General features: G+C 50.0%; 22 protein-coding genes. 13 read left to right on the top strand and 9 right to left on the bottom strand.

The annotated features are described in order from the left end of the window. Positions 1–579: 579 nt before the first annotated feature. On the bottom strand, positions 580–1,308 hold the full coding sequence (locus RCA23_RS12685; protein WP_044050621.1) for an SDR family oxidoreductase: 729 nt from the start codon (positions 1,306–1,308) through the stop codon (positions 580–582). A gap of 949 nt (positions 1,309–2,257) precedes the next feature. Between RCA23_RS12685 and RCA23_RS12680 the strand changes: the two genes are divergently transcribed. Next, the gene (locus tag RCA23_RS12680) at positions 2,258–3,331 is read left to right on the top strand and encodes a TAXI family TRAP transporter solute-binding subunit (protein WP_044050620.1); all 1,074 of its coding nucleotides are present in this window, start codon (positions 2,258–2,260) and stop codon (positions 3,329–3,331) included. Between the two features lie 73 nt (positions 3,332–3,404). Here RCA23_RS12680 and RCA23_RS12675 read toward each other — a convergent pair whose 3' ends face one another. Next, positions 3,405–3,815 (bottom strand): hypothetical protein, encoded by a 411-nt coding sequence (locus RCA23_RS12675; protein WP_052377179.1) that lies wholly within the window; start codon positions 3,813–3,815, stop codon positions 3,405–3,407. A 292-nt stretch (positions 3,816–4,107) separates the two neighbouring features. Here RCA23_RS12675 and RCA23_RS12670 point away from each other — a divergent pair, with 292 nt between their 5' ends. After that, a complete protein-coding gene (locus RCA23_RS12670) occupies positions 4,108–4,698 on the top strand; it encodes a LysE family translocator (RefSeq protein WP_236631360.1) in 591 nt (196 codons plus the stop codon). 481 nt (positions 4,699–5,179) lie between these two features. Then, positions 5,180–5,887, top strand: coding sequence for an IS6 family transposase (locus RCA23_RS12665; RefSeq protein ID WP_044051564.1), 708 nt, complete (start codon positions 5,180–5,182; stop codon positions 5,885–5,887). A gap of 2 nt (positions 5,888–5,889) precedes the next feature. Here the strand turns inward: RCA23_RS12665 and RCA23_RS16065 are convergent, their stop codons facing one another. Both RCA23_RS16065 and RCA23_RS12650 read right to left on the bottom strand, forming a co-directional pair. Continuing rightward, positions 5,890–6,186 (bottom strand): DUF2924 domain-containing protein, encoded by a 297-nt coding sequence (locus RCA23_RS16065; RefSeq protein ID WP_052377178.1) that lies wholly within the window; start codon positions 6,184–6,186, stop codon positions 5,890–5,892. Between the two features lie 277 nt (positions 6,187–6,463). After that, entirely contained in the window at positions 6,464–7,534 is a 1,071-nt protein-coding gene (locus tag RCA23_RS12650) for a fatty acid desaturase family protein (RefSeq protein WP_044050618.1), read from the bottom strand. Positions 7,535–8,173: 639 nt separating this feature from the next. Here RCA23_RS12650 and RCA23_RS12645 point away from each other — a divergent pair. The 4 genes from RCA23_RS12645 (at position 8,174) to RCA23_RS12630 (ending at position 12,247) form a co-directional block, all read left to right on the top strand. Then, entirely contained in the window at positions 8,174–9,517 is a 1,344-nt protein-coding gene (locus RCA23_RS12645; RefSeq protein WP_430902884.1) for an enolase C-terminal domain-like protein, read from the top strand. Positions 9,518–9,726: 209 nt separating this feature from the next. Further along, a complete protein-coding gene (locus RCA23_RS12640; protein ID WP_044050616.1) occupies positions 9,727–10,434 on the top strand; it encodes a GntR family transcriptional regulator in 708 nt (235 codons plus the stop codon). Further along, complete coding sequence (locus tag RCA23_RS12635; RefSeq protein WP_044050615.1) at positions 10,431–11,402, top strand: TIM barrel protein; 972 nt, start codon at positions 10,431–10,433, stop codon at positions 11,400–11,402. Before RCA23_RS12640 ends, RCA23_RS12635 begins: the two co-directional genes overlap by 4 nt. Before the next feature lie 38 nt (positions 11,403–11,440). Next, complete coding sequence (locus RCA23_RS12630; protein ID WP_169701414.1) at positions 11,441–12,247, top strand: PfkB family carbohydrate kinase; 807 nt, start codon at positions 11,441–11,443, stop codon at positions 12,245–12,247. Here the strand turns inward: RCA23_RS12630 and RCA23_RS12625 are convergent. Both RCA23_RS12625 and RCA23_RS12620 read right to left on the bottom strand, forming a co-directional pair. Further along, on the bottom strand, positions 12,235–13,071 hold the full coding sequence (locus RCA23_RS12625; RefSeq protein WP_044050613.1) for an amidohydrolase family protein: 837 nt from the start codon (positions 13,069–13,071) through the stop codon (positions 12,235–12,237). The two genes, RCA23_RS12630 and RCA23_RS12625, sit on opposite strands and share 13 nt — an antisense overlap. Continuing rightward, positions 13,068–14,090 (bottom strand): aldo/keto reductase, encoded by a 1,023-nt coding sequence (locus RCA23_RS12620; RefSeq protein ID WP_169701413.1) that lies wholly within the window; start codon positions 14,088–14,090, stop codon positions 13,068–13,070. The genes RCA23_RS12625 and RCA23_RS12620 overlap by 4 nt, the downstream gene beginning before the upstream one ends. Before the next feature lie 92 nt (positions 14,091–14,182). Here RCA23_RS12620 and RCA23_RS12615 point away from each other — a divergent pair, with 92 nt between their 5' ends. From RCA23_RS12615 to RCA23_RS12595, 5 genes are all read left to right on the top strand, one after another. Further along, entirely contained in the window at positions 14,183–14,986 is an 804-nt protein-coding gene (locus RCA23_RS12615) for a BtpA/SgcQ family protein (RefSeq protein ID WP_044050612.1), read from the top strand. Next, a complete protein-coding gene (locus RCA23_RS12610) occupies positions 14,983–16,053 on the top strand; it encodes a M42 family metallopeptidase (protein WP_044050611.1) in 1,071 nt (356 codons plus the stop codon). The genes RCA23_RS12615 and RCA23_RS12610 overlap by 4 nt, the downstream gene beginning before the upstream one ends. Next, positions 16,050–17,540, top strand: coding sequence for an FGGY-family carbohydrate kinase (locus RCA23_RS12605; protein WP_044050610.1), 1,491 nt, complete (start codon positions 16,050–16,052; stop codon positions 17,538–17,540). The genes RCA23_RS12610 and RCA23_RS12605 overlap by 4 nt, the downstream gene beginning before the upstream one ends. 14 nt (positions 17,541–17,554) lie before the next feature. Then, a complete protein-coding gene (locus tag RCA23_RS12600; RefSeq protein ID WP_044050609.1) occupies positions 17,555–18,094 on the top strand; it encodes an SIS domain-containing protein in 540 nt (179 codons plus the stop codon). A 137-nt stretch (positions 18,095–18,231) separates the two neighbouring features. After that, positions 18,232–19,719 (top strand): fucose isomerase, encoded by a 1,488-nt coding sequence (locus RCA23_RS12595; RefSeq protein ID WP_236631359.1) that lies wholly within the window; start codon positions 18,232–18,234, stop codon positions 19,717–19,719. Between the two features lie 2 nt (positions 19,720–19,721). Here the strand turns inward: RCA23_RS12595 and RCA23_RS12590 are convergent, their stop codons facing one another. The 3 genes from RCA23_RS12590 to RCA23_RS12580 form a co-directional block, all read right to left on the bottom strand. After that, a complete protein-coding gene (locus RCA23_RS12590; protein ID WP_052377177.1) occupies positions 19,722–20,639 on the bottom strand; it encodes a carbohydrate ABC transporter permease in 918 nt (305 codons plus the stop codon). A 1-nt stretch (position 20,640) separates the two neighbouring features. Then, positions 20,641–21,747 (bottom strand): carbohydrate ABC transporter permease, encoded by a 1,107-nt coding sequence (locus tag RCA23_RS12585; RefSeq protein ID WP_044050607.1) that lies wholly within the window; start codon positions 21,745–21,747, stop codon positions 20,641–20,643. 69 nt (positions 21,748–21,816) lie between these two features. Next, positions 21,817–23,451 (bottom strand): extracellular solute-binding protein, encoded by a 1,635-nt coding sequence (locus RCA23_RS12580; protein ID WP_044050606.1) that lies wholly within the window; start codon positions 23,449–23,451, stop codon positions 21,817–21,819. A 248-nt stretch (positions 23,452–23,699) separates the two neighbouring features. Between RCA23_RS12580 and RCA23_RS12575 the strand changes: the two genes are divergently transcribed. Beyond that, positions 23,700–24,767 carry an ABC transporter ATP-binding protein gene (locus RCA23_RS12575; RefSeq protein ID WP_044050605.1) on the top strand — a complete coding sequence of 356 codons (1,068 nt, stop codon included), beginning with the start codon at positions 23,700–23,702 and terminating at the stop codon, positions 24,765–24,767. The last annotated feature ends 46 nt before the right edge of the window (positions 24,768–24,813 follow it).

The following is a 24,813-nucleotide window of genomic DNA, read 5'->3' as shown; positions in this document are numbered from 1 at the left end:
GGTCAGGGCTATGTACGGTATCACCTAGGGGGCGGAGTGGCACATGCAGGGGGGGTCTGCATTACTGACCAGATTACTGACCAATATGCGCCTTATTGCAGTGAACTGAGGTATGCTGTATCCAGTGATTACATAGAGTTAGCTGATTACTGGTGGATGCTACAGGAGATGAACACCCTGTTCCTCCGCCATTCGCCAGATTTAAGTGGTTGTTTAAGTTTGGTAAATTAAAAAATAAATAATTCTGTCCCTTATTTTGTCCCCTAACAAAAAACTTTCTTAGTCACATACGATAGGCTGCCTTTAAATAAGGGTTACTGTACCCAATCGTTACGGTTCAGCTGCAAGTGGCGCCAGTGGCCCCCCCTATCCCAGGGCCCCGCGTCTCGGACATCAGCCCTTTAGTATTAGCGTTGTAAATTCATTCGGGGGTAATCTTGTTTGCCACCACTAACTGATGAAGCAGACGTTACTTTGGCTAAGCGCCAACGACTGCTATGCGGACTTTCCGGACCTCGGCTGAGATTGTGCCAAAGTCTACTTTCCGTCGACTGAGTAAATTTTTAGAGGGCCGGTCGTTTAGAGATCGAAGTTTGTAGGCATCATCACAACGTCCCGAATTGTCATTCCGCGAGGTCGCGTCAACATGAACATAACAACTTCAGCGACTTCACTCGTTTCCAACAGGCTTCCAGAGTCTCGCGCCTCTTGTAGTTTCTCCGGTGGCCAATCTGACAGCAAGGCCGTGATAACTGGCCCCGGTGATATGGAGCCTACGCGGATGCCATGCTTGAAAACTTGTCGACGAACAGTCTGGACGAAGCAGTTAATAGCCCATTTGGACGATGCATATACGGGCTCCCATGGGGTGGGAAAGTGAGCAGCCAGAGAGCTGGTGACGATTATGTCGCCCGATCCTCGTTCGATCATGTGTGGCAATACATCGTGTACATTCTTCATCACAACGTTGACGTTCAGATTCATCATGCGATCAATGGCACTGGTGTCATTTTCAATCAAATCGCCACCGACGTATGAGCCCGCGTTACAATGTAGAATGTCGAGCTGGCCGCACAGCTCCAGAATTTTAGGAATCAATGTCGCGCAATCCACTGGATCCAACAGGTCGATAACAAGCGGAATGGCGGCGTCGCCATACCTGTCACAAATTGCCTTCAGCGCAATGGCATCACGGTCAACGATAACCACCTGTGCCCCTGCAGAGAGCATCGACTCGACACTTGCGAGCCCTATTCCTGACGCTCCGCCAGTGACCGCAGCAATTTTTCCATTCAATTCACCAGCCATGGGCCAATCTCCATTTTCGGTCGTTGCACTCTTTCAGTCCCAGTATCACGCATTCCAGACATTCATACAATGCGCAGAATCAGTCGAACTGGGCTCAAAGAAGCCCTTCGCTGCAATTTGAATGAATGACTGCTCTAGCCCAATATCTAACGTACAGACATGGAGCCAAGGGCCGTTGGCATAGAACCACGCACCGTCGACCTATTACTGGCGTTGCCTGAGCTCAGTTGGGGTTGGATGGTTTGTCTAAGTCAATGGACTGGTAGCAGGGGTTACTGTGCCTGATCGCTACAGTTGATCCGCAGGACCATGGACCGGGGCCCCCCATCATAAGGTCCCGCGTCTCGGACCAAGGGCCTTAAGTGTTAGCGTTGTAAATTCATTGGAGCGGGATTTTGTTCGGCAACTGCATCTCTATTCACGCATCAATTTCAAGCTAACTCAAGCCGCTGCTCTCGCTGAGTGGCGTCAATTATTGGGCGCATAGATTTAGGCTGTGCCAGCAATGTGATGCGTGTTCGCGTTGGTTTGACTGCTGCACCAAATGGCTTGGGATAAAACCTTCGCCTGTCTTTGTACGCATGCCAGAATGTAATGGCTGTGTTCAATTGTTCATCCGAACCCTGAAAAAAACTTGCTCTGGGTAAGACATTTTAAAACCATAGAAGAACTGCGGTTGGCGCTGCTCGAGTTTAGCCGAACATACAACGAAAAATGGATCATGCAGAGACACCAGAACAAAACTCAGGCGACGTTTAGAATGGATAATATCGACAATCGCGCAATGGCAGCATAAACGCTAACACGTGACTCATAACTAGAGGGCACCACAATATTTGCTTAACAAAATTAATTAAGTATGATTTAGTGTTGATAAAGATACAAATATTTTGTAAATTATCACTTGATCATAGAACATATGGTCAAGCAAAAATAAAAGAAGAGAGCAATGATATTAACAAGAAAATTTTTTGTAGGCATTTCAATTGCAATATTAATACTAATCTTTTTTTATCTCTCAATGCCTCCAAGGGAGATTACAATCTACGTGGCTCCGGGAGGAACCCATTTAGACACAGCTGAAATCTACAAGCCAAAATTTGCAGCACGAGGTTTGACCTTAAACATCCAAAAAAGATCCGATATAGCAAATATAAAAAGTCATGTAGGACAAGCGAATGGCGAGCCTACCATCGGTTTTTCTGGAACCGCATTAACCTCTGCGGATCTACCTAACATCCGTGCCGCTGGTGTTACAACAATAATGCCAATGTTTGTTTTTGTTAAAAGTGAGTTTGCTGACGGTCGTTTATCTGATTTGAATGGGAAACAGGTTTGCCTACCTCCAGCGCAAAGTATAACTACTTTAATGGCCCTTGAAGTTTTAACAGCCTACGGCATTTCAGACGATAACTCGAAAATAAATTACTTTGGTTTGCAAGATTTACTGAAATCGTTGAAATCTGGTAGCTGTGATGCTGGAATAATTATTTTAGCGACAGATAGCCAAATAATAAAAGATTTAACGACGAATTCTGACTTATCAATTTTGGATTTTCCGGATAGCCGAGCAATCAGTACAAAGGTTGAAAATACTGAAGAAGTTATCATACCAATCGGGGCTTTTGACTCAATTAATCAGCTTCCGAAAAAAAATATCCGACTAATTGGAGTGCCAAACACAGTAATTTTTCGAAGTGACTTAGACCCCGAAATAATATACGCTCTATTACAAATTATGAAAGAAAGTCATGCTGCAGCCACAATGGTTACAAAAGCGTTTGACTTTCCAAAACCAGCTCAGCAACTCCTGATAGAAGATGATACAGTCAAGAACTTTTACGAAAACGGTCTTCCTTGGTCATCTAGAGCGTTACCTTTCTGGTTATCAAGTTTGCTTAACAAATATTCAGTTATTCTGGTTTTTCTGATAACGATTAGTATTGCTTTTAATCAGGTGCTCAATTATTTTAATTGGGGAGGATATTTACTTAGAACCTTCTCAAAAAAGACACAGGATTAGCTTTTAAATAGTGTCGAAAACGAGACGCTATCTTCTCCAAAGTGGCTGCTGAGTAATAATGGAGTTCGCGGACTCAATTTGCCAGCGCAACAGGCTGGTTGAAGGTAAGGGTCCCATCGCTTACTGCGCTTAAAACGCTTCCTGCGGCCTGTGAGGCGTCCATGGCGTCGCGCATCTGGGCTAGGGGAAAGACAACTGGCTTATCCTTTATTGGAGGTGCTATACGGTCCATACAAAGCCTCAGGGCAATGCTGTCACCATCAAGTGCTTTCGATATGGCTGTTTGGGTTAATGCTTCAGCTTGGCCCTCCAGAAGGCTGTCAATTGCAATGGTGGCTTTATTGCGAGAACCCTTGGGGCGCCCGCCGTTCCCATCTGTGAACTTACCATCCATATTTCGACCGTTTATCATATGGTATATTATAACACATATGGATTGAATTTGGTAAGTTATAAATGATAACAAATCACCATTCTCCGCCACTCTGGCTCGCTAAAGGCGCAACAGGGGCTGGGTGTGGGGTTAGATTGAGTGTGTGGGGCATAGGAACGCCATCTCTATTCACGCATCAATTTCAAGCTGAACCGTGCCGCTGCTGTCGCTAAGTGGCGTCAATTATTGAGCACATAGATTTAGGCTGTGCCAGCAATCTGATGCGTGTTCTCATTCTGCTGACAGCACCTCCCAGAGTGTTGTTCAACTAAACATATGATTGATTATATTTGGCAGGTGCGGCACTTTTGCGGCACCTGCCTTGTAGTGTGTGAGAAAGCTATTGATAGCCGAAACTCTTCCATTGTTTTTGTTTGTACTGGCTGGGTTGTTTTCGCCCGGCCCGAATGTTGTCATGCTGACTGCATCGGGTGCAAGGTTTGGGTTTAGGGCCACGGTTCCACACTTGCTGGGCGTTCCGTTTGGGACTGGAATTTTGGCCGCCGGAAGCGCACTGGGGCTGAGTACACTTCTGCTGACCTTACCGGCACTAAAATTGTTGTTTCAAATAGGAGCCGCTCTTTGGATTTTGTGGCTGGCATGGCAGACAGCCCTGGCAGGGCGCACCGAAAAAACACAAGACCGTGGGGGCCCATTTACTTTTCGTCAGGCAATCCTGTTTCAGGCTGTAAATCCCAAGGTCTGGGCGATCACGCTCGCGGCCTCAGCAGGATTTGGAATTGGGCTTGCCCCCCATCAAGAGGCACTGCGCTTGTTCGTTGTTTTTGCTGGCATCAATTTGGGTGTGTGCCTGTTTTGGACAACATTCGGCCATTTGCTTTCAAATTTCTTGCATTCCGAGAATGTTTGGCGCGCTTTTATGACTTTGATGGCCGCATTGATGGCCAGCACAGTCATTCTGATATTTGCCTAAAACGCGACATCGGATCAGTGCATGATGAAGGATTTGGTGACCTCGGGTTAGACAGGGCCAATACAGAAGCAATTTAGGGGGAAGGACAGGCACTGTCAGGTTGAACTTGCTCGTAGCGGGTAGGGCTACTTTGCAACCTCGCCCAATGACAAAATGCTCCCCATTTTGCTGAACGAAACCTGGCCCGGGGTTCCTGGACCATCTCGCCTAGGCCCATGGACCTGGAGCCAAGAGCCGAGGACCGTGGGCATTGGATCACGCACCCACGTCTTGCTTATAGCGTTGCCGCGACACAGTTGGGATTGGTTAGTTTTGCTCGGTCCGCGGTCCTTGGACCAAGTCACGCATGCCTAGCAAAGTGATCCAACATGGGGTATAATAAAACCCCATAAACCGATGATAGTTGAGCACAATGAAAGCTAATGGCACTGTCAGACAAAACGAGCTTGAGCTGTGCAGGGAGGCTTTATATCCTCTCCGTATGACAAAATATTCCCCATTCAGGTACTTTAAAACGAGCCCTGAGATCATCCGCTTGGCTGTGATGCTTTATGTTCGTTTTCCGCTCTCACTCCGTAACGTGGAAGATCTTCTGCACGAACGAGGCATTGAGATCAGCCACGAAACAGTTCGGTTTTGGTGGAATAGATTTGGTCCGATGTTTGCTGCTGAGATCCGAAGAAACCGGGTCAGTCGGATGCGATCTTATTCGAACTGGCAATGGCACTTGGACGAGGTTTTCGTAAAGATCAACGGAGAGATGCATTACCTCTGGCGGGCCGTTGATCACGAAGGTGAGGTGCTGGAAAGTTATGTTACCAAGCGCCGAGACCGCAAAGCGGCATTGCAATTTCTCAGAAAAGCAATGAAGCGCTACGGCGGGCCAGAAGTAGTTGTGACGGATAAACTACGTTCCTACGGCGCTGCAATGAAAGTTGTTGGCAACGCGGATCGGCAGGAAACGGGTCGCTGGGTAAACAATAGGGCTGAGAATTCCCACTTGCCGTTTCGACGAAGAGAACGCGCTATGCTCCGCTTCCGACAGATGCGCTGTCTGCAAAAGTTCGCTGCCGTCCACTCTTCAGTCCACAACCATTTCAATCAAGAGCGCCACTTCTACTCACGAGACAATTTCAAGCTCAATCGATCCGCCGCTCTTACTGAGTGGCGCCAACTATTGAGCGCATAGGTTCAGGCTGCGCCTGCAATCTGATGCGAGTTCTCATTCGTCTGACAGCACCCGCGCACAAAGCTGCTACCGGGCTTAAAGGCGGGGCGCATAACATCGCGCATCGCTGCGCGTTTGAGGCGCTGGCTCAGCCTTTTGGAAAAGCCCCTGTGTTGCTTTGATTGCAGTTCAAAAGCTATTATCTGGATCAGCAGGCTGCGGCTGATATGCTTGGGCGGCGGCCTTCCAATCAAAGACCGCCAGTGCTCCAAAAGTTCATCGCGGCCCGCTGTGTCCAATGCAGCTATATCAATTCCCATGTCCTTACTCCCTTTGACTTCGCTCACTGAGCAAAGCCCGAGGGCATTCGGGCACATCAACACACAGGCTTACGGCAAAACAAAAGTCCAGTCCGAAGAGGAGCTGTCAGAGGTTAGGTTGCCGATGCTGAAATGGATGCGTCTGCGAGTACCTTGGCGCCAGAAATTGGAGGCCTAAAATTAAGCTGCGCTAGCAACCCGATGCGAGTTTTAAATCGTCTCCTAGCACCCTGATTGCAGCTATGCAGGCAAAGCGAACCTTGGATCTCCGTGAACATTAGACTGCATGAGGCCGCAACTTTTCTACCTCTGTCCGATATGGGGTAGCTCCAGCAGGTAGATCTGGCACAATGACAGCGTCTTGATAATGCAGCTGCTTTATGAGCACTGGAAGCAGTCGCTTATACGCTGCAAGGATTGACGGTTCTGGTCGCGGGACATCATGTTTGATCAATTCATGTAGTTTTGGCAAGTTATAATAGGGGACCATTGTGAACATGTGGTGTTCTAAATGATAATTCATATTTAAGTAGATGAATCGGCTAACAGGGTTCATCAACACGGTGCGCGTGTTCAGGCGGTGATCGGAAACGTTTTCGGCTAGACCGACATGCTGCAATAAACCCGTCAATACATGGTGCCATGCACCGTAAAGTCGCGGAAAACCTATCAGCATAAGCGGCAAAAGAGAAGTCATCAAAACTGCCGCCGCAATGGTGCAGCCATAAATAAAAAGCCAAATGCGAGCGACACGGAAGACCTTGGCGTGATCCTTTGCGGCAACATACGTGGCTTCTTCAGGATCAATTCGACCACTGGCGTGCAGGATCATGCGCTTGAAAGCGATGTAGACATCAACGACCCCGACAAATGCCAAAGCGATGCGTGCCAAATCTGGTGGACGCATTGCAACGATTTCGGGATCACGCCCCACTATGATTGTATCTGTGTGATGGCGCACGTGGCTGGCCTGCCAGATTGCGGGGTTGCGCATTATCATAAAACTAGCGAGTTGATAGACTGCATTGTTCATCCAAGTAGTTTTGAATGCGGTCTTATGACCACATTCATGCCAACGCGAGTCTGCTGCAGACCCATAAAGAACACCATAAACCAACCAGAAAGGCACGGACCAAACCGATGGCCAAAATGCGACCGCACATCCAGCACTTACAATCATCATACCGAGCCATATTGCTGTGTCGCGTATCGCAATCGCATCAGATTTTTGCATCAGGTTCCGAATGTTGTGTGGATCAACATCGGGACGGAACCACTTTGGATTGGCCGTTCCATTCTCGACCGCCAAACGCCCCGTATCGACGGAAAGTTGATAATTAGTGTTCATAAGAAAAGCGTAGCGACACGATCTGGCGTCGTCAATATGGGCTCAAAGCAGCGCTTCGCTGCAATTTGAATAAACGACTGTTTAGTCCAAGATCTGAAGCTGAGAAACGAAGCCAAGGGCCGTGGGCATTGAACCACGCACCTTCGACCTATTTTCAACCTTGCCTAGGCTAAGTTGGAGCAAGACGGTTTTGCTCGAACCTTGGTCGGTGGATCAACCGCAGGGTTGCTGCGCCCAATCGCTACCGCTAAGCCACAGCAATGCGGGCTCGGGCCCTCGATCCATGGGCCACGCGTCTTAGACCTTGGTGCTTTATTATTAGCCTTGTAAATTCATTCGTCGGTAATTTTGTCTGGTAACGCCGCCTCTGCTCAAGCACCAAATTCAAGCTGAACCGAGCCCCTCCTCTTGATGAGTGGCGCCAATTGTTGAGTGCATATATTCAAGGGGCACTAGCAATCTGACGCGAGTTCTCCTTCGCCTGACAGCAGCCTCTAAAGCTGAAATTTCTAGTGAAGTCTCAGTTCCAATTTTGAAGAGGTCAGTCGCGCTTATTATTGGCTCCATCCGCTTATCGGCCAGTAGCTGGCGAAAACTTGCCCTATGATTTACTTGATTATGCGCTCAAGTTAAATTAACATGCTAGTATGGTTAGTAGTGGACAGCCACGCTAAAATTGAGGACAAAATGCCCGCGCATATAGCCCGTTATTCAGTCCATGATGTTCGTTTTCCAACCAGCCACTCTCTGGATGGATCAGATGCGATGAACAAGGCCCCTGACTATTCAGCGGCGTATGTGGTGCTGCATGTCGATGGTGGGGCCAATGGCCACGGCATGACCTTCACAATTGGCCGAGGCAATGAGATTTGCTGTGCCGCAATTGCGGCCGTTGCAGATCTTCTGGTCGGAAGAGAGATCGAAGGGTTGTTTGCTGACATGGGCGCCACGTGGAAGCTTATCACAGGTGATAGTCAGTTGCGTTGGACCGGCCCTGAAAAAGGTGTGATCCATCTCGCAGCGGCGGCGGTCATTAATGCGGTCTGGGACATGTACGGCAAGCACTTGGGCCAACCTGTTTGGCGATTGATCGCCGGGATGGCGCCTGATGAGATGGTTTCACTCGTTGACTGGCGTTATCTTTCTGATGCTTTGTCACCATCGGAAGCTATAGAGCGACTACAAGATCGCGCTTCTGGCAAAGAAGCTCGGATGCTCGAAATGGAAACCACAGGCTATCCTGCGTACACGACATCCGCTGGTTGGCTTGGCTATTCTGACGACAAGATCAGGTCTTTGATGCGAGCGGCATTAGCCGATGGTTGGACCCATTTTAAGATGAAGGTTGGCGGAAACCTTGAAGACGATTCTAGGCGCGCAGCGATTATTCGGAGCGAAATTGGGCCAGACCGGTTTCTTATGATGGATGCTAACCAGGTCTGGGGTGTGCAAGAAGCGATCACTAACATGGACAGATTGGCTGAGTTTGACCCATGGTGGATTGAAGAGCCGACTAGCCCCGATGATATTTTGGGCCACGCGCGAATTGCACGTGCAGTTGCACCGATCAAAGTAGCAACTGGAGAGCATTGCCACAATGCCGTGATGTTCAAACAGTTGATGCAGGCTAACGCTATCGACGTATGTCAGGTAGACAGTTGCCGACTGGCCGGGCCCAACGAGATCCTGGGCGTCATGCTGATGGCTGACAAATTTGACATCCCGGTTTGTCCACATGCAGGCGGGGTCGGGCTTTGCGAGCTAATTCAGCACATGAGCTTTGTGGATTACATCGCAGTATCAGGAAATCTGGAAAACCGGGTGCTCGAATATGTTGACCACCTGCATGATCATTTCCTCGATCCCGTGCGCACAAAAAACGGGTATTACCTCACGCCGCAAAAGCCGGGCTTCTCCGTCGAAATGAAGGCTGATAGCATCGAAAGTTATACATTTCCGACAGGGAATGTATGGGCGAGCTAAGTCGGAGATGTATTGGTGCTGACAACCTAGTCCTTGGATGCCCTTCTCCATTTTTTGACCTTCTACCATCGATACTGTAGGCAGATAGCCTAATCTAGAGCCTGGCTGGTTTCCTGATGAAATAATGTCGCCGAGCTGCAGGCTCATGGCTCTTCTTTTGATGTTGTTAGCCACTTGTCATAGCCAAAAAATCGAGCTAACATTCTAGCATGTCAACACTTGAGATTTCAGTCCCTTTGTCGCCTTTATCTTGCTACAACGGCACCTTGTCGAGCCGCGTCTATCATAGCCTGAAGGACGCGATTTTATCACTGGCTTATGAGCCTGGGCAAATCATGCGCAAACAGGATATCTGCGAACAATTAGATATTTCTCGTAGTCCGGTATCTGAAGCGGTGACGCGGTTAGCTGCTGAAGGTCTGGTTGATGTTATTCCGCAGGCAGGCACCTTTGTTGCTCGATTTTCGATGGCTGAAATTCGAGAAGGAGCATTCTTACGCGAAGCGTTGGAAATCGCCGCCGTAGAGCGTGTTGCAAAAACTATTAATGATGATCAAGTCAAACTGCTCCAAAGAAATCTTCGGGTTCAACAAGCCTTTGTGGATGACCTAGACGTCCAAGGTTTCTACCAATTAGACAGCGAAATGCACAATTTGATCTTAGGCTTTACCAATTACCGGCGCCTGGCTGTGATGGCCCAAACAAGTTGGCTTCAAGTCAATAGAGCGCGGCAATTAATTCTGCCAAACCAAGATCGGGTGGCTGAAACGCTTGCCGAGCATAAAGCCATCGTTTCAGCGCTGCAAGCGCGTGACCCAGCAGCGGCGCGACAGGCGACAAAGAAGCATTTGGGCCAATTGCTTTTTCACTTAGAAGCTATTGAGCTTGATCGTCCAGAATTGTTTGACAAGAAATGACTCGCGCCAATCGCCCTCGCTACGCGGCTCGCCTAAATGCATTCAAGCAGCTTTCACCTGGATCAGATGTGAAAGACTGGATCGTGGCTGCTGGCCAAGTTGGGGGTTTAGGTGCGGCGGACCTGAACTTTCCTGATCATTTCGCCGCGCATGACGCTACCCAGATGGCAAATTTTTTGAGCGATGCTGAGCTTACGCTGAACGGCGTTGCGATGCGGTACTATACTGACCCGGGATTCAAGCTAGGTGCTTTTACGCACCCCGATCTGGCCGTTCGCAAAGCGGCTCTCGATATTACCAAACAAGGCATCGATGTTTGTGCCGCGATGGGTGGCAAGACGGTCACACTTTGGATGGGACAAGACGGTTTCGACTATGCCTTTCAGATGGATTACGCCGCCGCATGGGATCGAACAATTGAAACTATTTCAGATTTATGCGCCCATAATCTCGCCATAGATATTGCGATAGAGTACAAACCAAATGAACCGCGTGCCTACGCACTCATGCCCGATATAGGTACGACATTGCTGGCCTGTAAGGAAGTCAGTGCACCCAATCTTGGGGTCACTCTTGATTTCGCCCATGTACTCTACGCTGATGAAATGCCTGCTCATTCGGCCGCGCTGATCGGTCGACATTCACGAATGATCGGGCTACATTTGAATGACGGCTATGGCAAACGCGACGATGGACTGATGGTTGGATCGGTTCACGCAATCCAAACAGTTGAGCTTTTGGTAGCCATGTTACGGATGAACCAGACCGACGTGATCTACTTTGACACCTTCCCTGATATGGGTGGCTTAAATCCAATAGAAGAGGCGCGTACCAACGTAGCATTGACTGACCGTTTGATGGATATTGCAGAGGTGCTTGCTGATGATGCAATGCTTGCGGATGCAATCGATAAACAAGACGCTGCCCAATCGCATCGCATAGTCGCAAAAGCGCTGTATGGCTCATGAGTCTTTTGGTTGTAGGCGCATTGCACTGGGATGTCGTAGTGAGGGCTCCTCGACTGCCTGAATTGGATGAAACTCTTCGTGGGCAAGAGGTTGCCTATCAATTTGGCGGCAAAGGCGGCAATCAGGCCATTGCGGCAGCCAAGGCAGGCGCGCCCGTGAATTTTGCTGGGCGCATTGGCGCCGACGCAGCTGGTGAGTCCATGCTCAAGAAATTGGAAACGGCAGGTGTCGATGTCAGCCAGCTTCAGCGGGGGCTAGGGTCATCAGGTATGAGTGTTGCGATTGCTACCGAAGGCGGAGACTACGGCGCGGTGATTGTATCGGCTGAAAATCATGCGTTTGATATGTCTGAATTTAAAATTCCATCGAATTGCTCGATGGTGTTGTTGCAGAATGAAATGGCTCGAGGTGCTTTCGCTGCCTTTGCCAATGCGGCCCGTGCAAAGGGCGCTCAGGTACTTTGGAACGCCGCGCCGGCCAAAGAGATTCCAACCGCTGATTTTGCTTTGGTCGATACGCTTATAGTGAACCGGCTTGAAGCTGCGGACCTCATAGGCCACGAGCACAATGGGTTAAGTCCCGCGGCCACGCTGGCAAAACTTGCTGAACTGGCGCCAGACGCGGAAATCATCCTCACGATGGGGGGCGATGGCGCGGCTTTTTCTGCATCAGGGAAGCCTTGTGAAGTGCAAAAAGCGTATTCGGTCGACGTGATATCAACGCATGGAGCCGGAGATGTTTTTGTTGGCACCTACGCTGCTAGCAGATTACGCGGGCTATCCTTATCTGAAGCGGTGTCCGCAGGACAAAAGGCTGCTTCCAACCACGTCAGTCAAAGTCGATAGAACTTCTTGGCTGTACCACCAAAAACCCTATCTTGCGCGGCCTTGGGCAGATCCGCTGTTAACGCGCGCGCAGCCGAATGCCAAGCGTCGTAGCTGGCCTCAAGGCGACAGACTGGCCAGTCGGACCCCCACATTAATCGCTCAGACCCAAAGACCTTCAGTAGGTGCTCAACGTAGGGTTGCATTTTCTCAAGTGACCAACCATCGGACTCCGTGACTAGTCCGGAATATTTGCAGTACGCGGTGGTCTGGTCGGCTAGACGGCTCATTCCATCGGCCCAATGGGTAAAGCCGTCCACGGAATGGTTGCGGATCTGGGGTTTCATACAATGGTCAATGACGAACCGCATGTCGGAATATCGCGTGAAAAGCGTCAAAAAGTTCTCAAGATGTTGAGGGAAACCCAAAGCATCGAATGTTAAATCGCACTCGATGATCAATTCATAAGCCCATTGAATGTCGTCTCGTAGCATCCAGTCCGTATCCGGTATGTCCTGGATCATCGGGCGGACGCCCAAAAATTTTGGGTGTTTGGCCAACCTGCGCAAATGATATGCATGCTGTTGATTTTCGAAATCGATCCAGCCGACAACCCCGGCGATTCGAGGCGATGCATCTGCAATGCCCAACATATACTCAGTTTCTTCCACCGTCGCCGCGGCCTGAACAAGAACAGTTTGATCAATCCCAGCCGCCAACAGGTGAGGCTCTAAATCTCGTGGGCCGTACACCCTAGCGAGGATTTCATTGTCCATTGGCATCCAATCGTAGTCCCCACGTTTTGGATTCCAAAAGTGTTGATGGCTGTCAATTTTCACGTTCATGGCGTGTCACTACGAAGCAAACCGGCTGCTTTCAGATCAGCCCACAACACAGTAGGAATATTTGCGCTTTCTGCGGCAATGTTGCTATTCATTTCTGCTAGTCCTTGCCCGCCAGGAATCACAGATACAATCGAGGGATGGTGCAACGGAAACTGAAAGGCGGCATCGACCAGACGCACACCATGGCGCGTACAGATACTCTCAATCTCACCGACACGTTGTAGGATTTCGTTTGGCGCGCGCTCGTAATTATAATAGGCACCGGGTTTTGGACCCGTAGCCAAAACACCAGAATTATATGGCCCACCTATGACGACGCCGATCCCGCGTTTTTGACACAACGGTAGGAAACTCTGCAACGCTTCTTGCTCCAAAAGAGTATAGCGCCCGGCGAGCAGGAACAGGTCGAAATCCCCACGCTCCGCCAACCATTGGCATGGTTGCCATTCGTTTACACCTGCGCCGAAGGCCTTGATCACGCCCTGATCCCGAAGGGACATTAGCGCATGATAGCCACCATCCATCAGTTCGGCCAACTTTGTGTTAAGCACCTCCTGAGAACCATGGTTTGCCAGATCTATGTCATGGGCAAAGAGAATATCAATTCGGTCAACGCCTATCCGTTCAAGACTGAACTCAACCGACCGCATCACCCCATCGTAGGTATAATCATAAACTTCGTTCCTTGCAGGGACATCAAACCACTTATCAAGTCCATCGCGTTTGTCCTGGGTAGTGGCCTTCAGCAAACGTCCGACTTTGGTTGAAAGGACGTAGCTGTCCCGGTCCTTGCCGTGCAGCAAAGGATTTAGCCGCGTTTCTGACAGACCGAGTCCGTATAGTGGTGCAGTGTCGTAATAACGCACGCCGGCATCCCAGGCACGGGTCAGAACTGCATGCGCCTCTTCATCGCTGATGGCGCGATACAAATTGCCTAGCGGAGCCATGCCCATGCCGAGCTTTGTGAATTTCAGGCCTCCATTTCCTAATCGGTCCCAGTGTTTAGTTTGCAATGTCATTTGCGTGTTCCTCCAACTGACATGCTAGTATGAATAATACTGGACTGCACCTACAAAATTTTGCATTATGGCAGAAATTTTAGGGGGCATACATGCAGCGTTTTGAGACCGTATTTGGAACACAAAAACCAGTGATTGCGATGGTGCATCTAGGCGCACTTCCAGGGACACCGTTGCACGACAAAGAACTTGGTCTGGTAGGGTTGGTCGAAGCCGCAAGAGCTGACCTCGCTGCACTTCAGTCAGCTGGAGTGGATGCTATCATGTTTGGTAATGAAAATGACCGCCCTTATGAATTTTCTGTCGACACCGCCAGTACTGCCACAATGGCCTATGTGATTGGGCAACTTCGCGATCAGATTACCGTGCCATTTGGCGTAAATGTCCTTTGGGATCCACGCAGCACTATTGCGCTGGCCGCAGCAACCGGTGCTGCCTTTTGCCGGGAGATATTTACGGGGACCTACGCAAGTGACATGGGATATTGGGCACCGGATGCAGGCAGTGCAATGAGATATCGCAAGCAGTTGGGACGCGATGATCTTTTCATGCTTTACAATGTAAGCGCAGAGTTTGCTGATAGTCTTGATCGGCGTCCCTTACCAGATAGAGCTCGCTCAGCTGTTTTTTCCTCCGTTCCTGATGCTGTTCTTGTCTCGGGCCAAATCACCGGTGAGGCTGCAAGGATGGAAGATCTCGAAGCCGTTAAGGTGGTGCTGCCAGATATACCAGTTTTGGCAAATACCGGTGTCAAACACGACACCGTGGCCGAGGTTATGCGAGTGGCGAATGGATGTATCGTTGGGTCGTCACTTAAAGTTGATGGCGATACCTGGAACGCGGTCGATCCGGACCGCGCTCGAGACTTTATGGACCGCGCAAAGGCTGCCCGATGATTGCGGATAATTTAAAGGCATTGATGCAGATTCCAGGCCTCTCTGGCCACGAGCACCGGGTTGCCGCCGCGATATCCAAAAGAATGCCAATCACCTGTGAAACAGACACACTAGGCAATCTGATAGCAACATTCCCCGGCAGCAATCCGTCTGTGATGTTGTTTACGCACATGGATCAGCTTGGTTTTATTGTCCGCAAGATTGAAGATGATGGATTGATCCGCATACACCGGATGGGAGGAGTGCCGGAACGCGCGCTTGCGTCCCAGTCAGTTGTTCTCAGTACAGCCGACGGGCGCGATATTCCTGGTGTAATCGCCAACAAAAGCCATCATGCAACGCAAATGGATGAGAAATACAAAGTTGTGCGTGCTGCTGACCTCTACATAGACACAGGCCACAGCACCAAGGCAGCGGTTGAGAAAGCGGGTATTTCAATTGGAACACCCGTTACTTATGTGCCCAATGTTGTCGAGCTCGCTGAGGGGCGGATAGCAGGCACTTCTGTGGATGATCGCGCCGGATGTGCCGTCCTTCTTGACGTAGCAAACTGTCTTACAAGGCGGGACGGTGGACCGACCGTTCATATCGTCTTTTCCACGCAAGAAGAGTTCAATCTTCGCGGTGCTTTGAGCGCCGCGCAGGCTTTAAAACCTGATATAGCCATCCAAATAGACCTGATGTTAGCAAGCGATACACCGGATGCGGTTGACTTGGGAGAGATGTATCTCGGCTGTGGTCCAGGCATGAGTATGTACAGTTTTCACGGACGCGGAACCTTGAATGGCGTACTGCCACATCCTGCGTTGGTATCACTGTTTGAACACGCGGCAAAGGACGCAGGCGTAGGATTGCAAAAATCTGCACAGGTTGGCGTTTTGACAGACCTTAGTTATGTTCAGCATGTCGGAAAAGGTGTTGCCGCCATCGATTTGGGATTTCCAATGCGTTATAGTCATTCTTCGCTGGAGGTCTGCCAGTTAAGTGATCTGGAAGACCTGGCCGCTTTGCTTGTTGCAGGGCTTGCGCGCATCGGTCCAGACTTTTTATTAAAGCGTTGGGTATGAGCTACACTCTTGGAATCGACATCGGTACGTTTGAGACTAAAGGCGTTTTGGTTGATGCCGCAGGCGTTGTAATTGCAACAGCGCGCCACCGGCATGAGATGATTGTTCCGCAGCCTGGCTGGGCTGAACACAGGCCTCTAGAAGATTGGTGGGGCGATTTTGTTAAAGTCACGAAAGAACTGATTGCCAATGCTGGCTGCGCATCGGAACAGATCAAGGCAATTGCTTGCTCAGCCATTGGCCCTTGCATGTTGCCCGTGGACGCAAACGACGCCCCATTGATGAACGGGGTACTTTACGGCGTCGACACCCGCGCGATTGCTCAGGTTGAGGCTCTGACAGCACGCATCGGGGAAGATCTCATCCTGGAGCGTTGCGGCAATGCGCTGACCTCTCAGTCCGTTGGACCAAAAATCCTATGGCTAAAGGAAAAACGGCCGGACCTTTATGCCAAGACAGCTAAAATCCTCACTTCCACCAGCTTTCTGGTACAGCGCTTGACCGGTGAATACGTAATCGACCATTACACGGCGGCAAATTTTTCACCTATATACGACGTAGGTACGCAGGATTGGTGCTTTGATCTAGGGCCTGAGATCGCAACGCCAGAAATGCTACCACGTCTTTTGTGGTCGTCGGAAATCGCGGGGTACGTCACCAAAGAAGCCGCAGAGGCGACTGGGTTGGCTATAGGCACGCCCGTAACAGCAGGCACCATTGACGCCGCTGCAGAGGCCCTGAGTGTTGGTGTGGAATCACCCGGCGATATGATGATGATGTATGGTTCAACTATCTTTATCATTACCCTTACGCAGGATCGGGTTCGTGATGGTCGGCTTTGGTATGCGCCTTGGCTCTTTCCTGGGCAACATGCTTCGATGGCGGGGTCGGCAACCTCTGGAACGCTGACACACTGGTTTCGCGACCAGTTCGCTCGCGATTTGCCACTTGACACGGCCTTTACTACGCTCGCGTCAGAGGCAGACAAAGTTCCGCAAGGTTCTGAAGGGTTGCTGTTCCTGCCTTACTTCTCTGGCGAGCGCACACCTATCCATGATCCACAAGCCAAGGGCGCGTTCTTTGGATTAAACCTTACACACACAAGGGGAACTATGTACCGGGCTTTGATCGAGGGCATTGCGTTTGGGACCGCCCATGTAGTGGAAACTTATCGCGAAGCTGGAGTTGGGCTGGACCGTATTCTTGCTGTGGGCGGGGGCACAAAAAATCTACTTTGGATGCAGGCAATATCTGATACGTCGCAGGTTGATCAGTTTGTCTGCGAAAAAACTGTTGGTGCAAGTTATGGCGATGCGTTTTTAGCTCGGGTGGCCTTGGGCGAGGCAGAACTTGCGGACATCGGACACTGGAATCCGATTGCCACACAGATTACCGCAGCAGAAGACCCTGCCTACGAGAAAAACTATGCGTTGTTCCGCAGGCTCTATGAACAAACAAAGGATATTGCAAAGGAGCTTTCATCTTAAAGTTACAAAACGATATGCAGACAGTACTAGCAGAGCTTCGCACAGTTGCCGAGGGGATCGACCCTTTGCAAGTCGAAACTGCTTGTCAGATGATCGCCGACGCAGGACGCATCATGCTTTACGGTTGTGGGCGGGAGGGCCTACAAATTCAGGGGTTTGCCATGCGGCTCCATCATTTGGGCAAGCTAGTGTCTATGCAGGGTGATATGGCGGCCCCCCCGATGATGCAAGGCGACTTGTTCATTGTCTCGGCGGGCCCGGGGGCGCTGGCCACTGTCTCCGCCTTGATCGGTCAGGCAAAGGCAGGCGGAGCCTCGGTTTTGTTTCTTACCGCCCAAGCGCAGTCACAGACTGCAAAAATTGTCGATCACACAATCCTTGTGACTGCGCAAACCATGGCTAACGATAAGAAAAAAGATGCATCAACGTTGCCTATGGGGTCGCTTTACGAAGGGGCGCTATTTGTCTTGTTCGAGGCTATGATACTGAAGCTTATTGTGGACTTAGACCAAACGCCGGGAAGTATCCGGGCTCGGCATACAAACATGGAGTAAGAATTTCACGTTTGGAGAAATTCAAATTGAAAGACTAGAAAATGAAACAAGTTTATCTTCTGGCTAGTGGCGATTTGCGAGAAAGTGCAAATCAAACTTGTTGGCCGGCACAGGCTGCTATGGAAGACGCCCTGAGGATGGCATTAAGCAACGCTGGGGCTGAAAGTATCCGCGCCCATGCGTTCAATCCTGACCGGGGTCACGGCTTTATTGCATCACAGCGTGAAGGCATGGATGTTTTCCGTGACCTGTCACCTGATGCCGCGATCATTGTCGCGCAATCGGCCTGGCAATATTCGCACCATGTACTCCCAGGGCTAATCCATCACAATGGCCCGATCCTGACTGTGGCAAACTGGTCAGGTCAATGGCCTGGACTGGTTGGAATGTTGAACCTCAATGGATCATTGACCAAAGCAGGCGTGCCATACGCGACGCTTTGGAGTGAAGATTTTACAGATGACTTTTTTCTGGACGGGCTGCGCACATGGCTCCAAACTGACGCGCTGCAACATCAGGTGAACCATGTAAGGGACGATTTCGAAGTCCCTAACTATCTAGTAAATGTCGCGCAGGTTCTTGCCGAAAAAATCCGACGCGACAAGTTGATCTTGGGCGTATTCGATGAAGGTTGTATGGGGATGTTCAATGCGATTATCCCAGATCATCTTCTTCATCCCACGGGCGTATTCAAAGAACGCCTGTCGCAATCGGCTCTTTACTACGAGACGACTCAAGTATCTGAATACGAGGGCAGAGATGTGCTGGAGTGGTTGGAGGCGCGTGGTATGCAATTTGAATTTGGCGAGGATGAAGCTACCGAACTCACTCGCAATCAGGTGGTATGGCAAGGGCGCATGTATGTAGCCGCTGTGCGGATGGCGGATAAGTTTTGTTGTGATGCTATCGGTATCCAATACCAACAGGGCCTCAAAGATTTGCTACCCGCTTCAGACCTTGTCGAAGGGCTCTTAAATAATTCAGATCGCCCACCGATTCTTGATAAAGAGGGGCGGGAAATCAAACCGGGCCAACCAATCATTCACTTCAATGAAGTGGATGAATGTTCAGGACTGGATGCGCTTTTGACCAACCGTGTCCAGGCAGCCCTGGGCTTACCGGTAGAGACAACTCTGCATGACGTGAGGTGGGGGGACGAAGACCGCGATGGCGATGCCGGTTTTGTTTGGGTCTTCGAGATTTCTGGCGCGACCCCGCCAGCGCATCATGTCGATGGTTTCGCAGGCTCAGTAGGGTACCGCCAACCACCGATGTATTTTCGGTTGGGCGGATCCACACTTGCAGGCGTTGCCAAGCCAGGCTCCATCGTCTGGTCGCGGATCTTCATAGAAGGTGACGCTCTGCACATGGACATTGGCACCGGTCAGGCGTTAGCCCTTTCAAAGCGTGAGACGCAGCGCCGCCTTGATGCCACGACACCGCAATGGCCAATCATGCACGCGCAATTGGACGGGATTGATAGGGACAAATTTATGGCCCGCCATAAGGCCAATCATGTGAATGTAGTCTATGCAAACAATGCTAAATCCGCACTTGATGCGGCTCTTTGCCGAGCAGCACTCGCGCGGGCGCTGGGGATCAAGGTACATCTCTGTGGGATTTAGGCTTACTTTACAGCACCTGCGGCCATTCCTTTGATGATAAAGCGTTCTAATGCAATGCCAATGACGATCAACGGTAATATCGCGGCGAAACTTAGCGCAGCCATAGACCACCAACTTATGCCCTGGCTGCCGGTTTGGCTGGCCACCATCACTGGCAATGTTTTGGCATCGCTTGACGTCAACAGAGCTGCAAAGAAGTATTCGTTCCAGGTCAGAACCAAAGATAGAATAAAAGCTGCGACCATGCCAGGAAGCGCAATTGGCAAGATGATCGTCAAGAATGCGCCCCAAATCGACAAACCATCGACGAGAGCGGCTTCTTCCAACTCAGAAGGTATTGAACTGAATTGATCGCGCATGATCCAGATGACAATGGGCAAGACTGTTAAAGTATATAGAAGAATCAAACCAATCCGCGTGTCCAACATGGCAAGAGCTTTGTAGAGAACGAGAAAGGGCAAGGCCAAAACCACCGGGGGCAGTATTAATTGGCTGAGAAAGAAAAAAGAGATGTCTGAATTTCGCATGAACCCAAATTTATAATTGAAACGCGATAGCCCATAAGCGGCGCAACTGCCCAAACCAACGGCGATCACCGAAGCCGATACAGCAATAACCACAGAATTCCAAAACCGTTTCAGGAACTCGGCCCGAACGGTGCTCTCATTGCCGATGGTATCAGGCGAAAGCCCAAGCGACCGCCAACCCAACCATCTCGGGTTATAGTCCCAGTAGGGAACGATATTTCCTTTCATCACGTCGGGGGCCATCTTGAAGCTGGTCGTGATGGTCCAGTAGATTGGGAACAGAGCAATGAATGCCCACAGGATTAGGATTCCATAGATTACTGCCCGCCCCGTAAAGCGCTTGGCCTTAAAGGCGCGATCTGCATTGCTATCGTGGAAAATCTGATCTGACATCTTAGTATCTCGGTCGCATCCAGCGGTCCGCCCCCTTGATCAGGATAGTCATCGCAATAACTATAACCACCAAATAAAACATTGCGAGCATTGTTCCGTATCCGACATTTGACCGGTCTCGGTATTCGCGGAAAATGAAGGATGTGACGCTATCGGTGGCGCCGCCCGGTCCGCCGGAGGTGACATTGATAATAATATCCGCAAGCTTTAATTTGAAAATAATGCGGATCAGGATTGCAGTGATCGAGACTGGCAGCATCAACGGGAATGTCACTTCCCAGAACCGTGTCCAAGCGCTGGCGCCATCCACCTCGGCGGCTTCATGCAACTCTTTAGGAATGGCCTGGAGCCCAGCAAGGATCATGATCATCATAAATGGAATGTATGTCCACGCATCCATAAGCATGATCATGAGACGAGCAATTTCGGGTGAAGAAAAGAAAGATGGATTGTCCACGCCCATTTCGCGTAGCATACGTGCGATTGGGCCAAATCGATTTTCCAACATAGACTTGCCAATCATCCATGAAACAGCAACTGGCGAGAGCATCAGCGGTAACAAAAACGCCACTCGAAAGAATTTACGTCCTTTAATCTGGGCATTCAGTAACAGCGCAAGAACAAAGGCGAAGGCATATTCTACGATGATGGCGAGCGAATACCAGACCATGTTGCGCATTGCGTTCCAATAGAATGGGTCAGCCCACATTTGTCGAATATTATTCCAGCCGTTGAATTGCCTGCCATCAGGCGACGCGAGGTTCCAATCTGAAAACGCTATAATCAACCCAAATAGCAGTGGAAAAACCACCATAGACACAACAAAAAGCGCGGCAGGCAATACAAAAAGGGTACGTTTCCCATGTTCGCCTCGCGCAATTACCTGACCTGTGCAAAGGCAAATTCCCCAAAAAATATAGGCATAAAGGGTTGGCCGCCATGTCTCGAACTCAAGGTCGATCCAGCCGTTTTGATCGGCAGTTTGTAAGCCTGCGACAAAGAACATTAGCGCAGCAGATCCCCAAACTATCAGCTTGCCAAAACGTCTTCGCTGGTAAGAGATATTGTCTGCGGTTACGACGTGAAGCAGATCGCCTGCGGTATTCATGGGGATGTGACCTCAGGTTAGGAAGAAAGTGTCAGACCGCCGGATGTCCCAGCGGTCTGAACGTTTTGGTCAAAGCCCAAGTGAAGCTTTGTAAAGCGCGATCTGACTGTCCCGGCCAATCTGATCTGTGATCTTTTCCCAAGCGGCGGCGATGGCATCGCCGATTTCCTGAGCAGATCCGTATTGACCAGCATAACCCTTCGCCAATTCATCTTCGGCAACTGAGTAGTACTGAAAAATACCCGGGATACGCGGTTCGATAGCAGCATTCTCGTGGTTGTAGCTGTCTGCATTTGAGCCGAGGTAATCTTCGATATAGGCACGATCGTACCCTGCTGCCTCCCATTCATCGTACTGGAAGTGCGAGTTCCGGTAAGGTTGGAAACCGGATGGATAGGCTGACATCCAAAGTGAAATGTCTTTCCCGCCCAAATGCGCTGCTGCGCTCCACGCCGCTTTTTGTTTTTTCTCGTCTCCTTGAACGTTTTTGGTGACGTAAACACCCCAGCCGAGGTAGGCCATGTTAGGTGCTTCATTGTAGGTGTTTTCCCAAGCGCCGCTTTGGCTGTTGTAAACGCGATCAGAACCGGGGTTGATCCCAAAGCCAACGACATCGCCGACCACAGATGTGTCTGAGGTGCGTGCGTTTGAACCGATGTCGCCCCACCACATCAACATAGAACCAGTACCAGCAAGAAACTGCTGGAAGCCCGTTGTGCCTGGATCAGCGTTGATTTGGTCAGCAGGATAAGCACCCGCTTCGATGAGATCAAGAACGTCTTGAATCGCTTGCACCCAAGCCGGGTTGTTGACCCGCGGCTTCATAGTGTCTGGGTCAAACAACCATGCCGGATCTGATGGGTGTTTGGCATAAGCCGCCGCGCGGTTTTCTAGGAAGTAGAAGCCGAAACCACCCCAGCCTTTGAGCGGATCAAGATAACCATGGGCAGGCAGCCCTGTGAGTGGGTCTTCTTTGCCGATCAACTCTTTGGAAGCAGCGTTTACCTCTTGCCACGTCTTGGGCACAGATGCGCCACCAATTGCGCCGTCGCCAAAATAGTCGGTCCTATAGCAGAATGTGTGACAATCGCCGTCGATGGTGACACGGTATTTCTTACCATTCCAGGTTCCAACTGGTGCCTGCAAGTAGCTCACAAGATCGTCAGCCTCGATCTGCTCCTCGACCCAGGCTGGCATTTCATCGAGTAGGCCTTTTCCAGCTGTGTCACCTTCAAAAGGGGCACCCATTTCGATCAAATCGAAGTCAACTGTGCCTGTGGCAATCGCTTGTTGCAGGCGTGGATTGTAGTCTGCTTGTGCGAGATCTACCCAATTGATCTTAGCGCCCGTGTAAGCCTCCCAAGGCTTTAAGAACCCGCGGAAAAGGAAGTTGTGAAGGTTTTGATTATTTAATCCCATAAAGGTCAGCTCAACCCCCTCAAATTCACCTTCAGCCACACGTTCTTTCGTTGGCCCAAGGCAAAGGTCACCTACTTTTTGCCAGTCTGCGTCAGTCGGTGAACCGGCGCCAACACCCGGAATTTTCAAAATTTCGGCGCGCACTGCAGAGTGACCACCGGCGGCAACTTGTTTGGGGAACAGGCCTCCCATCGCAGCAATTGCGCCAACGCTTGCAGCGCCTTGTAGCATTTTCCGCCGGCTCATTTGCTTGTGTATAATGGCGTTATAGTGTTCGACTTTCATTTTAGTTTCTCCCTTTCAGTAAAACGTCGCCCTTCTTAGAATCGGCCATTGTTAAAGGCGTTTCGTATGGTCGGTGACGAAACGCCAGGTGCATCAATGGCAGTCGCGTGATTTTGCTATACTAAAATAGGTTCGTTCTAAAATTGGCATCTGTCAAGTAACTAACATGCTAGTCATGTCAGAACTGGACATAAGTCATACCTTAAGATAGGCAGATCATAAAGCGATAGCAAAATTTTGGGGTGGCAATGGCAGATGTTTCGGTAAGAAGATTATTCAAAAGGTACGGTGAGACAGCTGTTATTCATGGTATCGACGTGGATATTGCCGATGGAGAGTTTGTGGTGCTTGTGGGCCCGTCAGGATGCGGTAAATCCACCCTTTTGCGAATGATTGCTGGGCTAGAAGAAATCACATCAGGCGATGTAAATATAGGAAATCAAAGAGTAAACAACCTTTCGCCAAGCCAACGTGACATAGCGATGGTGTTTCAGTCTTACGCGCTCTACCCGCACAAAACGGTCGAAGCCAACATGGGCTTTTCTTTGAAATTGCGAAAGATGAACAAGGCCGAGGTGAAACGCCAGGTTGCGGATGCAGCTGAAATACTTGGCCTAACACCTTATCTTGCACGCTATCCTCGCGCGCTTTCTGGGGGACAGCGGCAAAGGGTGGCGATGGGTAGGGCTATTGTACGAAATCCAAAGGTTTTCCTTTTTGACGAACCCTTATCCAACCTTGATGCTAAGCTGCGTGTGCAAATGCGTGCAGAAATCCGAGAGCTGCATCAACGCCTGCAAACGACAACCATTTATGTTACACACGATCAGATTGAAGCTATGACCATGGCTGACAAAATCGTAGTTCTGAATGGCGGTCATGTGGAACAAGTCGGCAGTCCGTTGGATCTCTATGACCGTCCCAAAAATAGGTTTGTCGCCAGCTTTATCGGCTCTCCCTCCATGAACCTCCTTAACGGTGAGGTAACTGCATTAAAAGGCGGGTTCGCAACGATTATGCTAGCCGGTTCAACATTAGATATTCCAGCGTCCAAGGAGCTCGCTGTTGGAAAAAGGATCAGTTTAGGTATCCGGCCTGAACACCTCAAACTGTCAGATGTTGGACTGCGAGCAAAGGTACGAGTAGTTGAGCCGACGGGCTCTGAAATTCATGGAATTTTCCAGTTTCAAGATCAAGAAATTACAGCCGTTTTCCGAGAGCGCCATGCGCTGGTACCTGGCGACGAAGTATTTCTCGAAATTCAGCCAGATAAAGTGCATATATTTGATAAGGAAAGTGGCGAAAGGCTCGAGTGATGTCTGACTCTTGTTAGTTTGAAGCAATTTAGCCGGGGGTAAGGTT

Source organism: Planktomarina temperata RCA23 (assembly GCF_000738435.1).
In the GTDB taxonomy this organism is placed as follows: Bacteria; Pseudomonadota; Alphaproteobacteria; order Rhodobacterales; family Rhodobacteraceae; genus Planktomarina; species Planktomarina temperata.
The sequence above is the reverse complement of the archived record's forward strand: the minus strand, read 5'-3'. Positions and strand labels throughout refer to the sequence as shown.

What these genes read in the sequence shown, in the direction of transcription:
- RCA23_RS12685 (WP_044050621.1), bottom strand. Translation starts at nt 1,308, where the DNA reads ATGGCTGGTGAATTGAATGGAAAAATTGCTGCGGTCACTGGCGGAGCG.
- RCA23_RS12600 (WP_044050609.1), top strand. Translation starts at nt 17,555, where the DNA reads ATGCAGACAGTACTAGCAGAGCTTCGCACAGTTGCCGAGGGGATCGAC.
- RCA23_RS12590 (WP_052377177.1), bottom strand. Translation starts at nt 20,639, where the DNA reads ATGTCAGATCAGATTTTCCACGATAGCAATGCAGATCGCGCCTTTAAG.
- RCA23_RS12635 (WP_044050615.1), top strand. Translation starts at nt 10,431, where the DNA reads ATGACTCGCGCCAATCGCCCTCGCTACGCGGCTCGCCTAAATGCATTC.
- RCA23_RS12615 (WP_044050612.1), top strand. Translation starts at nt 14,183, where the DNA reads ATGCAGCGTTTTGAGACCGTATTTGGAACACAAAAACCAGTGATTGCG.
- RCA23_RS12625 (WP_044050613.1), bottom strand. Translation starts at nt 13,071, where the DNA reads ATGAACGTGAAAATTGACAGCCATCAACACTTTTGGAATCCAAAACGT.
- RCA23_RS12585 (WP_044050607.1), bottom strand. Translation starts at nt 21,747, where the DNA reads ATGAATACCGCAGGCGATCTGCTTCACGTCGTAACCGCAGACAATATC.
- RCA23_RS12645 (WP_430902884.1), top strand. Translation starts at nt 8,174, where the DNA reads ATGCTAGTATGGTTAGTAGTGGACAGCCACGCTAAAATTGAGGACAAA.
- RCA23_RS12605 (WP_044050610.1), top strand. Translation starts at nt 16,050, where the DNA reads ATGAGCTACACTCTTGGAATCGACATCGGTACGTTTGAGACTAAAGGC.
- RCA23_RS12665 (WP_044051564.1), top strand. Translation starts at nt 5,180, where the DNA reads ATGACAAAATATTCCCCATTCAGGTACTTTAAAACGAGCCCTGAGATC.
- RCA23_RS12650 (WP_044050618.1), bottom strand. Translation starts at nt 7,534, where the DNA reads ATGAACACTAATTATCAACTTTCCGTCGATACGGGGCGTTTGGCGGTC.
- RCA23_RS12580 (WP_044050606.1), bottom strand. Translation starts at nt 23,451, where the DNA reads ATGAAAGTCGAACACTATAACGCCATTATACACAAGCAAATGAGCCGG.
- RCA23_RS12610 (WP_044050611.1), top strand. Translation starts at nt 14,983, where the DNA reads ATGATTGCGGATAATTTAAAGGCATTGATGCAGATTCCAGGCCTCTCT.
- RCA23_RS12595 (WP_236631359.1), top strand. Translation starts at nt 18,232, where the DNA reads ATGGCATTAAGCAACGCTGGGGCTGAAAGTATCCGCGCCCATGCGTTC.
- RCA23_RS12575 (WP_044050605.1), top strand. Translation starts at nt 23,700, where the DNA reads ATGGCAGATGTTTCGGTAAGAAGATTATTCAAAAGGTACGGTGAGACA.
- RCA23_RS16065 (WP_052377178.1), bottom strand. Translation starts at nt 6,186, where the DNA reads ATGGGAATTGATATAGCTGCATTGGACACAGCGGGCCGCGATGAACTT.
- RCA23_RS12620 (WP_169701413.1), bottom strand. Translation starts at nt 14,090, where the DNA reads ATGACATTGCAAACTAAACACTGGGACCGATTAGGAAATGGAGGCCTG.
- RCA23_RS12680 (WP_044050620.1), top strand. Translation starts at nt 2,258, where the DNA reads ATGATATTAACAAGAAAATTTTTTGTAGGCATTTCAATTGCAATATTA.
- RCA23_RS12640 (WP_044050616.1), top strand. Translation starts at nt 9,727, where the DNA reads ATGTCAACACTTGAGATTTCAGTCCCTTTGTCGCCTTTATCTTGCTAC.